The following is a 13,931-nucleotide window of genomic DNA, read 5'->3' as shown; positions in this document are numbered from 1 at the left end:
AACGACACTATCTTTTTTGTAGTATATATGAAGAGGGTAGTGTTGTTGTATTTTAATAAGCATTTTTTTCAAAATATTTCTTGACCTGAAACGCTTTTCATAAATTATAACTAAGAGGTACTTAACGAGTTAAATATGAAAACGATACCTTCTGTATATTCATATTATCTTTTTTATTTATAGAAAGTGGTGAAGCAATAATGAAACTTATCGCAATTGATTTAGATGGAACGCTTCTATCAGGAAATAAAATGATTAGTAAAGAAAATGCTGAAGCGATTCGCAAATGCCAGAAAGAGGGGCATATTGTGGCGATTTGCACAGGGCGTTCTATCATTGATATTGAACGACTTTTATTAGAAGTGGATTTACAATGTCCAATAATCGCAGAAAATGGTGCAATTATTTATAAAGATCAAAAAATGCTGAAGTGCTATCCCATCCAAAATGCACAAGCACTTGAAATTGTGGAATACCTTGAAGAAAATCGTATGTATTATCAACTATATACTGATCGAGGTGTATATGTCCCGCAATATGGGGAAGAAAGTGTATATCGTGAAATAGATGATATTAAGGAATCAGATAAAGAAGTTGATCTACAAGAGATAGAAAACATCGCAGCGCTGTATCTTGAGCATACAGCATTTCATATAACAGAAAGTTGTAAAACAATTTTAGCAGATGATTTACATGTTCATAAACTTCTGCCATTTTCTTATGATATGGAGAAATTAAAAAGTTTAAAAGAACAGTTTCAGCATAATACAGACTTAGCAATTACAGCTTCTTATTGGCATAATTTAGAGATCAATCATCGTGATGCTCAAAAAGGGAATGGTCTGTACACTTTAGCAAAACATCTTAATATACCATTCGACAATACAGTAGCAATCGGAGATGGACTAAACGATGTTTCGATGATGGAAAAAGCCCATATATCTATTGCAATGGGAAATGCAGTGGATGAAATAAAGAAGATGTGTCTTTATGAAACATTATCGAATGAAGAACATGGTGTTGCCCACGCTCTGTATCATTATGTAATGGTATAAAGTAAAAAAGAATCCATAAAGGATTCTTTTTTACTTTTTTATTAGGGGTAAGGTATTCTATGAAATTCATAGAAGTCTTATTACATGTATTATATAGAAAAAATTGGAATAACTGTATATATTCTTCAAGAAAATTGTGAATGTTTTGTGAAATTTTTAATTGTATCATGTTATTACGGTAAGATTATATATCATATTTAAATAAGTTTTATTGAAAAATAAAATTTATTTGAATAATTATGCTTCCACTATATACCTGCAAGAACATTATTCGTATAATGGAGAAGCATGAATTAAAAATGGCATTAAATTTACATATAGAGGTGGAAAGAGGATGGAAGCTCGGCTAATGGAACTCATTGATGTGAACACAATAGAAACCATGGCAGAACAATTTTATAAATTAACAAACATTTCACATCAACTTCTTGATGCTGAAAGAGAATGTATTTTTTCGTTGGGTATGGATCAAGAGAAAAATAGTAAACTTACAAAAGTTGAAATCCCAATTTTTTTTAATGAGCAAAATATTGGTTCGTTTGTTACTTACTCCATGAAAGATGATACCTTTAGTTGTCAAAAATACTTCGAAATGCTTGCAAATCTCATTGTAGATACTGTAATGAATAAACTTCAAAATAAAAATATACATTTACTTTCTCAAAAAGAAGAACATTTATATACAATCTTACAAAACATGCCGGTTATGGTAGACGCTCTTGATCAAAATGGCGATTTTATTTTATGGAATCGTGAATGTGAACTTGTAACGGGTTATTCAGCCGAAGAAATCATTGGAAACCCAAAAGCGTTGGGTTTGTTATATCCAGATGCAGACTATCGCCATCAAATTCAAAAGAAATTTTCTCTTCGGGGAAAAAACTTTCGAGATTGGGAAATGAATTTAACGTGCAAAAACGGTGAAACAAAAACAATTATGTGGTCGAATATATCCAAGCAATTCCCTGTATCAGGATTTAGCTATTGGGCCGTTGGGGTTGATATTACTCATTTAAAAGGCATAGAAGAACAATTAAAACAGCAAACTTCAGAACTAGAGCTTATATTCAAAGCTTTACCGGATTTATGCTTTTTAACAGAAGCTGATGGCACAATAATAGATTATAAAGCTGGATCAACTGCGAAATTTTATGTACCTGCAGAAGATTTTATGGGGAAAAAATTTTATGAAGTGTTACCATCACCTGTAGCGCAGCAGTTTCGAGAAGCCATTTATCAAGTGCAACAAAAAGAATCCACTGTTATTGTTGAATATCCGTTAACACTTAAAGGAAGCATAAGTTTCTTTGAGGCTAGATGTTTACCGTTGTTAAAAGATAAAATTATGATTATTGTTCGTGATATTACGGAACGTAAAAAGACAGAAGAGTTACTAAATAAATCAGATACACTTGCTGCCATTGGACAACTAGCTGCAGGGGTAGCGCATGAAGTTCGAAATCCATTGACAGTAATTAAAGGGTTTATTCAATTGTTTCAGATTAATCAGGAAGATCAAGATAAATACTTTGAACTTATGCTTTCGGAAATTGAAAGAATCGAGTCGATTCTTCATGAGTTTTTATCAATTGCAAAAACAGATGTGATTCCAAACGAAAAGAAAAATCTATATTGCATATTAAAGAACGTCGTTTCATTAATCAATACGAAAGCAATTATGACGAATATTCAAATTGAATTGGTTACGGATTTAACAGAATTAATAATTGATTGTAGTGAGAATCAATTAAAACAAGTATTCATTAATATTTTACAAAATTCAATTGAAGCGATGCCAAATGGCGGGAAAATCTCTATTATGGTTAAACAGGATGGAAACAATAAAGTGATTATAAATATGATTGATGAAGGCATAGGAATTCCTGAGGAAAGAATTAAAAGATTAGGAGAACCTTTCTACAGTACGAAAGAAAAAGGTACTGGAATTGGACTCATGCTAAGCTATAAAATCATCGAAAGTCACCAGGGCAGAATTAGTATTATGAGTGAAGTTGGTGTTGGAACATCTGTTACGATTTATTTACCGATGTTTCAAAGTGAATCAGTTCCCCTTCATACAGAAATGCCATCTATTACAGGGAGTTCTTATTAAATTAGAGGAAAAAAGCTATCTTATCACTCTTAAGATAGCTTTTTATTATATAGGAAATGGATTAAAAATACAGATAATTGCTTCTTATCCAGCAAATTGCACCGCAGTTTTCGCATGTAAATAAGCAGTATCAAATACAGGGATAGAAAGATCCTTTTGAGAAATAAGTAACGGTATTTCTGTACAACCTAATAAGATTCCCTCGGCTCCCTTTTCAATAAGTTTAGTAGTAATTTGTAAAATTCTTTCCTTGGATTGCTGCGAAATGATACCTTGGCTTAATTCATGAAGAATAACATGATGAATAAATACTCGTTCATCTTTACTTGGAATAATCGTTTCAATTCCATAGTTAGCTAGTCTTGTTTTATAAAAATCTTGTTCCATTGTTTGTTTGGTTCCAAGAAGGCCAATTCGTTTTACATTGTGAGCTATAATTTCTTCAGCGCTGACATCTCCAATATGCAGAAGGGGAATAGATACCGCTTTTTCTACTTCATCAGCAAATTGATGTACGGTATTTGAACACATAAGGATACAATCCGCGCCAGAATTCTCTACTTTTTTAGCTACCGTAACTAGCTCATTTTGCACTTCTTCATATTGATGATTTTGTAATAATGTCGTTACTTCGCCAAAATCCATACTATATAAAACAAGTTTCGCATTATGCTTATATTGAGATAAAGTAAGTGTATTAATATGTTTATAATATAAAGACGTTGATTCCCAACTTAATCCGCCTATTAATCCAATTACTTTCATGTTCAATTCCTCCCGTTAACATCCTTTGTCGCGTTCATTATTTCATAATTCCGATAAGAATACAATGATTTATCTTTATTATTTTGTGTAAAAATAAAAATAGTAAGAAAAGTGTTGAAATTACCCCTTGTTAGTGTAATAATACAAATTACAAATGAATACTTATCCAGAGAGGTGGAGGGAAAGGCCCTATGAAACCTCAGCAACCCCTATTTAGTATTATAGGAAGGTGCTAATTCCGCAAAGGCATTTATGTCTTTTGAAAGATAAGAGGATCTATACGTGAAAGAAAATGACCTCTTATATAAGGGGTCATTTTTTGTTGTGAAGAAAGGAGGTGGATATGCATAATAGCTATTTTTGTTACATATAGGAGTAATACAAGTTTGCTAGGATGAGAGGAGAATTTATATGAACAAACTATCTACAAAGCTAGTTGTAGCAATTGGAATTGGTTCTGCAATATATGGGGTATTAGGACTTTGGGGATTTTCAATCGCCCCTAATACATTTATTAAACCTGCAATAGCTATATTAACAATATTCGGTGCAATATTTGGTCCATTTGCCGGCCTATTAATCGGCCTTATTGGTCATACAGTAACTGATACCATCGCAGGATGGGGAATTTGGTGGGGATGGGTACTTAGTTCAGGTATTATTGGTTTTTCTATGGGACTTATACAAAAACGAACAGGTTTCAGTATAAAAAATGGAACATATCGCAATCGTGATATTTCATATTTTGCTGTAACAGGTTTAATCGGTATAGTTATTGCTATTATATTTGCTGGTGCTTTCGATATTATCGTGATGGGTGAACCTTTTGATAAAATTGTCATACAAGTACTTGGGGCAACGATTGCAGATGTTATCGTGTTTTTAGTTCTTGGTTTACCAATTACATTAGGACTCGCGAAATCAAATAAGAAACATACACATTTAAAAATTGAAAAGTAGGGACATTACAATGAAACCAATTATTTCTTTTGAGCACTTCACATTTCAACATCAACATGCTGCACAGCCTACTCTAAAAGATATTACGTTTCATATTTATCCAGGAGAAAAAGTACTAATTGCCGGGCGAAGTGGATCAGGAAAATCGACATTGGCCCATTGTATCAATGGGTTAATCCCTTTTTCTTATGAAGGAATTAGTACTGGTGAAATCTCGATATGTGGAAATGACCCAAGGAAAAGTAGTATTTTTGAACAAAGTAAACACGTAGGAACGATTTTACAAGATCAAGATTCACAGTTTATTGGTTTAACTGTAGGAGAAGATGTTGCCTTTTCGTTAGAGAATGAATGTGTACATCAAGAAAATATGAAAAAATCCGTTATGAATTCTTTGCAAAAGGTGCATATGCACACATTTCATTCACAAAGTCCTCATGAATTATCAGGTGGGCAAAAACAAACAGTTTCTCTCGCTGGGTTATTAACAACAAATGCTAACATATTGTTATTTGATGAACCTTTAGCTAATTTAGATCCTACAGGTACTTTAAAAACTGTAGAGCTTATTAAAGAAATACATGAACAATATAATAAAACAGTTGTTATTATTGAGCATCGAATAGAAGAAATTTTGAAGCTGGACTTAGATAAAATTATTTTAATAGAAGACGGAAAAATTGTCGCGATTGATTCACCAAATGCGATTTTACAGGGGAATTTCATGCGAAAAATAGGCTTAAGAGAACCTGCATATATACAAGCGCTAAAGGATTTGCACTTTAACAATAAAGAGAATGAAATATATCCAATGGAAAAGTTACCGTATAAAAAGGTAAATATGGCAATTCAAAATTGGATGGAAAAGGAACCACCGCTTAAAAAGCAAGTTCCAAAAGCAAAATTATGTCAAATAGAAAATCTTTCTTTCTCATACTCTAATACAAATTTCGCCTTAAAAGATATTACCCTATCCGTAGAGAAAGGGGAGATTATGGCATTATTAGGTCATAATGGAGCAGGAAAATCGACACTTGCTCATATTCTTACTGGGATGAACAAAGTGAAGCATGGAAATATTGTTTTAGATGGAGAAAATATAGATTCTTGGTCAATTCGTAAGCGAGGTGAGGTACTTTCATATGTTATGCAAAATCCAAATCATATGATTACACAGTCTACCGTTTGGGATGAGGCCTCCTTTTCATTAAAGTTGAAGAAAATTTCTAAGCAAGAAATAAAGAAGCGAACGGAAGAAGCGTTACGGATTTGTGGATTATATCCATTTCGAAATTGGCCTATTCAAGCGTTAAGTTATGGGCAAAAAAAGAGACTTACTATTGCATCTGTTTTAACAACGAATCCAAAGCTAATCCTATTAGATGAACCAACAGCCGGACAAGATTATTATCATTACACACAGTTTATGTCTTGTATACATAAATTAGCAAAAGAAGGTATCTCGTTTATTTTTATTACACACGATATGAATTTGGCGTTAGAGTATGCTGATCGTGCGGTAGTCCTTCATAAAGGTAAAGTGATTGCTGATGATTCTGTGTCCGTTGTATTAGCGAATCAATTAGTCTTACAGAGAGCCAACTTACAAGAAAGCTCATTAACATCACTAGCGAGATTAAGCGAAATTGCCTTTCCAGAAGTCTTTTCTCAATTATATATGGAAGCAAAAAGGAGGAGGGGCGTATGAATAAACATGGATCACTTTATATAGAAGATAATACGTATTTTCATCGTATGGATGGTGCAATTAAATTATTTTTATTCATAATTTGGATGACTCTTACATTTATATTTTTTGATTTTCGTATTTTATTATGCTTCTTTTTTATTGGTTGCGTAGGCCTAGCAGTCGCTAAAATTCATATACGGAAAGTTTTATTCATCTTTGGTGTTATATTCATATTTAGTTTACTTAATTCCATTATGATTTTACTTATTACACCAACGCATGGATCTGAACTAACAGGAACAAACACAGCATTTTTACATATTGGTTATGCAACAATTACACTTGAAACGCTCTTTTATGCCATTACGCTCTCATTGAAGTATTTTACATTATTACCATTTACACTTATTTTCATATATACAACAAACCCGAGTGAATTCACAAGTAGTTTGTATAAAATTGGAATCCCTTATAAAATTGCTTATGCAATTAATATTGCGCTTCGTTACATACCAAATATTCAATCGGAATACAAGTTGATTAAGCATGCACAAGAAGCAAGAGGTATTCCATTTGAAAAAGGAGATACTCATTTTTTTGAACGAATTAAAAATCGGGTATGGATCTTTTGGCCACTTATTATTCATTCTTTAGAGCGAATAGATACAGTTTCAAACGCAATGGATTTAAGAGGTTTTGGAAAAAAAGAGAAACGAACATGGTATTACGGGGCAAAAGCGAAGCGAGAGGATTTTATCGGACTCATCATCGGTAGTATCATTTTATTATGTGCGATCTATTTAAAGTGCTCCACATTTTCAGGTTTTTGGTATCCTTTTTAACAGTAATCTAACAGAAGTCCCCTTCCTCAAGCATGTGCAGGGCATAGCCCAAGTGGTAAGGAGGGGTCATTCACTCAACGGCGTGATTGTATATATGTAAGACACTTGGAGGAGTTTCTTTTTTATTTCATTAAGACACGCTCAAAAATTACAGATAAACATACTGTATAATACGAACCCGTTAATATGATCAACAACCTATTAGTTTTCAAACCAAAAGGAGGAGAAAATATGAGTTACGGCGGTTCTTGTGGTTTTGGTGGAGGCTTCGCTTTATTAGTTGTGTTATTCATTTTATTAATCATCGTTGGATGCAGCTGTTGGGGCGGAGGCGGAGGGTATTAATTTTTAATCACCCTTCATAGATTTATGTAATTTGAAAAACTATTAGAGGTGCTTTTTAGTACCGATACGAATGAACAAAAAAGGAGCTATCATGCTCCTTTTTATTTTAAATATTAGTTTGTTGAAATGTAATTGTTAGAGTGGTTCCTTTATTAATAATACTATGTATTTCTAAAGTACCATTCATTGTTTCAATAATTTTTACCGCAACCATCGTACCTAATCCTGTTCCTTTTGTCTTGGTACTGAAATACGGTTCACCAAATCGATTTATTTGTTCTTGTGTCATACCTATCCCACTATCTTTAATACTTATAATAACTTTAGCATTGTTAATAGAAGAGGAGATATTTAGCTCGCCACCATGCGGCATTGCCTCAATACTATTTTTTATTAAGTTCAAAAAACATTGATGGAAATGCTGTGTATTGCCAATGATTATTCCTTTTGATAAATCCTCTGATATATGAATGGAATTCATATTACATAATGGTAACATCATATTAATTACTCTATGTAGTTCTTGGTCTATAGGAATCCTATCTAGTTGTTCAGGTGCCGGTTTTGCAAAGGTTAAATAATCATCGATAATTACTTGTGCACGGTTTAGCTCCTCAAGAATATGTTCAATATATTGTTCTCGTGACTCTTTTGAGAGATCTGGAGTTTTTAGAAGCTGAGTAAATCCTTTTACTACGGTCAGCGGATTTCTAACTTCATGTGAGATACTTGCAGCAAGTTGACTCACAATCTCCATTTTTTCTACTTTAACTAATTTCGACCTCATCATAACGGCATCTTTTAACACTTCATTGAAGTATACAACAAAGAGCATGATAATAGGTGGTAGTATAATAAAATCAATGACATAAGATTGATTTATTTGAAAATCACTTAATGTTGTGACAATCAAAGTTGTAAGCAATGCAAGTGAAAAGGTTAATAGTATAGACATAATAACCTTTTTCTTTCTATTTAATTTATTAAACTTTGAAGAAGAAAATGCTGTGATTATAAGCATTGTTACATAGACAATAATTGTTAAAAAATTAATGCCATAAAAAATAAACCGCGCAAGTAACATAATTACTAATAAAGCAAGTCCAATTGGAAAGCCACCATAAAGTGTCCCTATTAAAAAAGGAATCTGTCTCAAATCATGAATGCGATAGTCATCAATGTAAATAGGGAACTTCATACATAAGATAAGCGGTACACTTGTGCAAATAATGATAAGAATCTTTTTATAGCGCTTAAAAAACAAACCATTATCATAAATAAAATAAAAAATAAATACGCTAATTAAAATGTAAAGAAGATTATTTAAAACGTTTTGATTCATGTAAACAAAGTTCATCATATATGCCTCATTATTGTGAATTTCAACTATATAAGTATTATACAAAAAAAATGAGACTTCTTCATGGATTAATTATTTTATTACAATAGGAGGCAGAGAGTCTTCAAAAACCTCCTATTGTTCGTGCAGCTTTCCAAGCTAGATAAAACTCCTTAATAGATGTGTAGCGCTTATTTCTGTCTTTCTCTATAGAGCGGCATGCTACATCATATAAGGACTTTCCTGCATCCCATTTTGAAAATGAGCGATCAAGTTCTCCTCCTAAAAGTGAGAAAGCTATTGCTCCCATATTAAATACATTTGTCTTTCCATCTATTACTGCACCTAATTCAAACTCTTCAGGAGACATAAATCGTGATGAACCCCACATTCTTCCCATCTTGTTTATATAAGGTTTTTTATTATACAAATCGATGTCACAAATCTTTGTCTTCTTTGTTTTAAAGTCATATAATATACTGCCATCATAAAAATCAATGGCTACATAATTTTTCCGTTCCACATGTACATGAAAAGAAAAGATACAATCTAGTGAGTTGAGGCGATCTTCAATTGAAATATGTTTATACCGATAAAATGGGGAAGAGGGGTTCATATATTTTGCTGGTGGTGGAAATTCCCAATGTGAATGTAAACATTCTCCATCAAACCAATCAAAGATAGCAACATACCCATGTTTTACTTCAAAATGGTCAATCAACTGGATTAGGTAATCATGTTTTAATTCTTCGTATAGGAATACCGCCTGTTTTAATCTTGCAATCGCATCATCAGGATCTCCTGAATATTCCGCTGTTTTTGCACCAGCGTATTTAACAAATCTTTTCTCGCCATCTCTTTCAATACCAAAGCATATATTACCTGAATCTTGTTGATCAAATACAGTAAATACTTTACCTAGACTTACGAGCTAATCAAAATCTTGATATTCTTTCAGTTGAAAAGTGACGTTATCTAAACGAATTGTGACTGGAATTTCTTTCATTTTACACCTCTTATTTTATATGATTAGATTAAGTATTGATATATTCGAGAAAAGTAATGAAAATCCTGTTTAGATTGGTTAAAAAGAGATGTTTATTATCAATAAAATAGTTAAATATTTGATCGAAAGGAGAAATAGATGGAAAAAGAAATCATCATTGAACCATATAATGAAAAGTGGCATAAAGAGTTTATTGAAGAGAAAGAGAAATGTATTTCATTACTGAGAAAAGATATGATAGCAATTGAACATATTGGAAGTACATCAGTAGAAGGATTACGTGCAAAGTCTCTTATAGATATGATGATAGGTGTTGAAGATTTAAATGTAGTCGATCATTGGATAGAGTTATTGCAAACGATAGGATATGAATATGTATTTCATGAACACTTCCCTAGGCGACGTTTTTTTAGAAAAGGAGAGTGGAGAGCTGGTACGCATCATTTACATGTTTATTTGTATGACAGTGATGAATGGAATAATAATTTGTTATTTCGGGATTTTTTAAGAAATAATGAGTGGGCACGTGAAGACTATAGAAGATTAAAACAGGAGCTTGCTGAAAAATATCCGTATGACCGAGTTTCATATACAAGTGAAAAAGCGCCTTTTATTCAAAATATTATTACATTAGCAAAAGAAAAGTGATACAGAAAAACAGAGTTTGGCATAAGAAGTATTTGTTTTTAGCTGCTTTATGGAGTAGTATTCGATTAAAAGTGTTAAGTCGAAATTATTAGTTTTTTCATGTCATTTATAATAAAAGTAAGGAATATTTGCCAGTCGAATATTCAGCCAAAGGGAAGTATATTATTTTGGGGACGAAATGTGAAAAAATGAAACTCAACAAACGTTGATGTAACGCGATTTCTGTGTAATCAGAGACCGCGTTTTTTATATACTTGATTTGTTTGACTTCAGTGTATGTGGTTGTTTTGAAAATTACGTTTAGTTTTGAATAAAAATTTCATTTTGTAGAAAAGAGGAATCGATATTTCGAGTTTAATAAACATGAATACTACGCTCTAATTGCTACAGATGGAGCCATCGATGTATATGTAGAAAATGTTACTGGTGAGAGTGTAAAGCAGGGTAAAGAAGAAGGTGTACCAACTGAAATCACAAGGGAACAAGCATTAGCAAAGTATATAGATTCAATGGCTGAAATTGCCCCAACAAATAAGGTGTCTCAAATTGTAAAAGAATTTAATGAACACGAAAACAGTCCTGTGTTAGTTTGCTTAGCATTAATTTAAAAGAGCAGCTAGCAAAAGCTAACTACTTAGTTTCATTGAGTATACGTGATATTGAGGATTTAATGGGGATTCGTGGTCCACGATATGAGCGCAGACGTGGTGACATTAAGATAGAAATAAGAAAGAAAGCTGTTGAAGGTGTGTAGTTGTATAAAACAACATTAGGTAATTGGAAGAAGTGTAAAACTTCATGTACCGTAAGTGAATTAAAGAAAAAATTAACAAGAATTATAGCATCCATTCGGAGCCTTTTTATTTTGTACAAGCAAATAGCATAAGGAGTGAAATGTAATATAAATAGCCCTTTTTCGGTACATTGTTAACCGAAAAAGGGCTATATTATCATAAAGAATCCTCATTTTTATAGGTTAAGCACTTGGATAGAGTTAAATAATATTATGTCATTGTGAATATAAATAAAGGCAAATTATTTTATAAAGTTTGATTTTTCTAGTACATTAGAAACAAAGGGGGAGAAATAATGAAAGCTATTGTGCATCAAGGTAAAAAGGGTATCGGCGGTTTAGAATATGAGGATTTAAAGAATCGAGAATTTGGTTACGGTGAAGTAAAAGTAAAATTGAGAGTAGCAGGATTGAACCACAGAGATTTATTCATTATGAATAATAGAAATGAAATGGATAAGCCATTAATTCCTGGATCTGATGGTGCAGGTATTGTAGTAGAGATAGGTGAAGGTGTTTCAAATGTAACGATTGATTCAGAAGTTATTATTAATCCAAGCATTGGGTGGGAGTTTACTCATGAGGTACCAGTGCTTCCGCAAGTATTAGGCGGACCAACAGACGGGACGTTTGCAGAATATGTTATAGTACCAGCTGAAAACATAGTGTCAAAGCCATCTTATCTTTCATGGGAAGAAGCAGGCGTTCTATCCTTATCTGCTTTAACAGCATATAGAGCACTTTTTACAAAAGGAAGATTAAAGCCTAAAGAACATGTTTTGATTCCGGGGATTGGTGGAGGAGTGGCTACGTATGCCATGTTATTTGCAAAAGCAATTGGAGCGAAAGTAACTGTTACTTCACGAGTAGAAAATAAAAGGAAAGCGGCAGAAAAATGTGGTGCTGATTTTTCGTTTGATAGTAATGGAAATTGGGAAGATGCCTTAAAAGGAGAAAAAGTAGATTTAATTATAGATAGTATTGGACCTGCAACTTTCTTGAAATATTTTGATATATTAAACCCAAATGGAAGAATCGTTAACTTTGGCGCGAGCTCAGGAGATAAAATTGAAATTCCATTACGGGCATTGTTTTACAATCAAATCGATATTATGGGAACATCGATGGGAAGTAGCGAAGAGTTTAATGAAATGATTCATTTTATAGAAAAGCATGAAATTAAACCAATTGTTGATACAGTGTATCCGTTGTCAGAAGCAGTTCAAGCTCTGGACAGAATGAATCAAGGTGAACAATTTGGAAATATAGCACTTTACATAGAATAAAAGTATGATTTATTATTAAAAATCCTTCAAAAAAGAATCTATTGAAAAAAGTTTGATCAAAATCCTGTATTAATTTAAACAGAATTTTTCTTTTTGTGCTCTTGTTGATATTGTAAAACTCCAGTCATGTTACGCCACTAAAGGGCCGTTTTCTTGAATAAAAGAAGGGACTATTCGTAAGTAAATCGAAGTTAATTAAAGGAATAAATGTTCAAAGCACTTTTGAAAAAATATTCATTACCACTGACATACTGTTGTCAGCATTAGACGTTTACAATAGCTATAGGAACAGCAACTAGGAAATTACCCGGCGACTCTAATATTGATTATAGTTACTTACTCAACATTGAGGAGGAAATCGATTATGAGCGACACAAAGACATTACGAGGACTCACCACCGTCAGTTTTTGGGTGACGGATCTAGCGGTGGCAAAGAAGTGGTACGCCGAGTTTTTGGGCATCGCCCCATACTTCGAACGTCCAGGATATGCCGAGTTTCGCCTCGGTGACTACCAGCACGAGCTGGGTCTGATCGATAGCCGCTACGCGCCCGATGGTTCGACGACCGGACCAGCCGGTGGTGCTGTCGTATACTGGCACGTCGACGATGTGACAGCAACTTTTGAGAAGCTGCTGTCTATGGGAGCGAAAGAACACGAAGCACCCATAGTTCGCGGTCAGGGGTTCATTACAGCCTCCGTGGTTGATCCCTTTGGGAACATCCTAGGCATTATGTACAATCAGCACTATTTGGAAGTTTTGGGTTCGACCAAAAAAGCGTGACCCGTGCTGTCGGCATTTAGCTTAACGTATGTCCAGTATGTACTACTCGCATCGCTGGTATGTTTACACAATTTATTTTACAGAATCGTTTACACGAACAAATGAAAATGACTAATTAGTATTCCGCTAATGGGCGCATTAATTGAAGAAGGATCACAGAAATGATTAAACTTTTTTATAAAACGGAAAGTGCACCCAAAAAGAAAAGAATCCATTTTGATTAATCTTGAACAGCTCCCTGTCAAGTAGACAGTGGAAATAATAAAAATACTTTAAGCGGCTTGAACCCTGTATTCCAATGGGCT

The 13,931-nt window shown here is 33.3% G+C and carries 12 protein-coding genes, 1 pseudogene and 1 riboswitch; of the genes and pseudogenes, 10 read left to right on the top strand and 3 right to left on the bottom strand.

What is annotated here, in order from left to right:
• The first annotated feature begins 200 nt into the window (after positions 1–200).
• Positions 201–1,055 (top strand): Cof-type HAD-IIB family hydrolase, encoded by an 855-nt coding sequence (locus AZF08_RS14560; RefSeq protein WP_033676835.1) that lies wholly within the window; start codon positions 201–203, stop codon positions 1,053–1,055.
• A 334-nt stretch (positions 1,056–1,389) separates the two neighbouring features.
• Positions 1,390–3,168, top strand: a complete 1,779-nt coding sequence (locus AZF08_RS14555) for a PAS domain-containing sensor histidine kinase (RefSeq protein WP_033676837.1) — start codon at positions 1,390–1,392, stop codon at positions 3,166–3,168.
• Between the two features lie 84 nt (positions 3,169–3,252).
• Here AZF08_RS14555 and AZF08_RS14550 read toward each other — a convergent pair whose 3' ends face one another.
• Entirely contained in the window at positions 3,253–3,933 is a 681-nt protein-coding gene (locus AZF08_RS14550; RefSeq protein ID WP_033676839.1) for an aspartate/glutamate racemase family protein, read from the bottom strand.
• Between the two features lie 159 nt (positions 3,934–4,092).
• Positions 4,093–4,206, top strand: a riboswitch (SAM riboswitch).
• A 138-nt stretch (positions 4,207–4,344) separates the two neighbouring features.
• Here AZF08_RS14550 and AZF08_RS14545 point away from each other — a divergent pair.
• The 4 genes from AZF08_RS14545 to AZF08_RS28735 all read left to right on the top strand — a co-directional run bounded on the left by AZF08_RS14545 (position 4,345) and on the right by AZF08_RS28735 (position 7,770).
• A complete protein-coding gene (locus AZF08_RS14545) occupies positions 4,345–4,893 on the top strand; it encodes an ECF-type riboflavin transporter substrate-binding protein (protein ID WP_033676841.1) in 549 nt (182 codons plus the stop codon).
• 10 nt (positions 4,894–4,903) lie between these two features.
• Positions 4,904–6,601 carry an ABC transporter ATP-binding protein gene (locus AZF08_RS14540; RefSeq protein ID WP_033676843.1) on the top strand — a complete coding sequence of 566 codons (1,698 nt, stop codon included), beginning with the start codon at positions 4,904–4,906 and terminating at the stop codon, positions 6,599–6,601.
• Positions 6,598–7,425, top strand: a complete 828-nt coding sequence (locus tag AZF08_RS14535) for an energy-coupling factor transporter transmembrane component T family protein (RefSeq protein ID WP_033676844.1) — start codon at positions 6,598–6,600, stop codon at positions 7,423–7,425. Before AZF08_RS14540 ends, AZF08_RS14535 begins: the two co-directional genes overlap by 4 nt.
• 231 nt (positions 7,426–7,656) lie before the next feature.
• Positions 7,657–7,770 carry a YjcZ family sporulation protein gene (locus tag AZF08_RS28735; protein ID WP_082246159.1) on the top strand — a complete coding sequence of 38 codons (114 nt, stop codon included), beginning with the start codon at positions 7,657–7,659 and terminating at the stop codon, positions 7,768–7,770.
• 106 nt (positions 7,771–7,876) lie between these two features.
• Here AZF08_RS28735 and AZF08_RS14530 read toward each other — a convergent pair whose 3' ends face one another.
• Positions 7,877–9,175, bottom strand: a complete 1,299-nt coding sequence (locus AZF08_RS14530; RefSeq protein ID WP_033676847.1) for a sensor histidine kinase — start codon at positions 9,173–9,175, stop codon at positions 7,877–7,879.
• A gap of 58 nt (positions 9,176–9,233) precedes the next feature.
• Positions 9,234–10,115 (bottom strand): annotated as a pseudogene (locus AZF08_RS14525) (serine/threonine protein kinase).
• 138 nt (positions 10,116–10,253) lie between these two features.
• On the opposite strand from AZF08_RS14525, the gene AZF08_RS14520 reads away from it, so the two are divergent.
• From AZF08_RS14520 to AZF08_RS14510, 4 genes are all read left to right on the top strand, one after another.
• Positions 10,254–10,763: a GrpB family protein gene (locus AZF08_RS14520; protein ID WP_033676850.1), complete on the top strand. Its 510-nt coding sequence runs from the start codon at positions 10,254–10,256 to the stop codon at positions 10,761–10,763.
• Positions 10,764–11,352: 589 nt separating this feature from the next.
• Positions 11,353–11,517 carry a hypothetical protein gene (locus AZF08_RS30775; RefSeq protein WP_167332926.1) on the top strand — a complete coding sequence of 55 codons (165 nt, stop codon included), beginning with the start codon at positions 11,353–11,355 and terminating at the stop codon, positions 11,515–11,517.
• Between the two features lie 335 nt (positions 11,518–11,852).
• A complete protein-coding gene (locus AZF08_RS14515) occupies positions 11,853–12,842 on the top strand; it encodes a zinc-binding dehydrogenase (RefSeq protein ID WP_033676854.1) in 990 nt (329 codons plus the stop codon).
• Between the two features lie 364 nt (positions 12,843–13,206).
• Positions 13,207–13,626, top strand: a complete 420-nt coding sequence (locus tag AZF08_RS14510) for a VOC family protein (protein ID WP_033676857.1) — start codon at positions 13,207–13,209, stop codon at positions 13,624–13,626.
• The last annotated feature ends 305 nt before the right edge of the window (positions 13,627–13,931 follow it).

It is taken from the genome of Bacillus gaemokensis, from assembly GCF_001590835.1.
In the GTDB taxonomy this organism is placed as follows: domain Bacteria; phylum Bacillota; class Bacilli; order Bacillales; family Bacillaceae_G; genus Bacillus_A; species Bacillus_A gaemokensis.
Note: the sequence above shows the minus strand (reverse complement) of the source record. Positions and strands in the feature narration are given on the sequence as shown.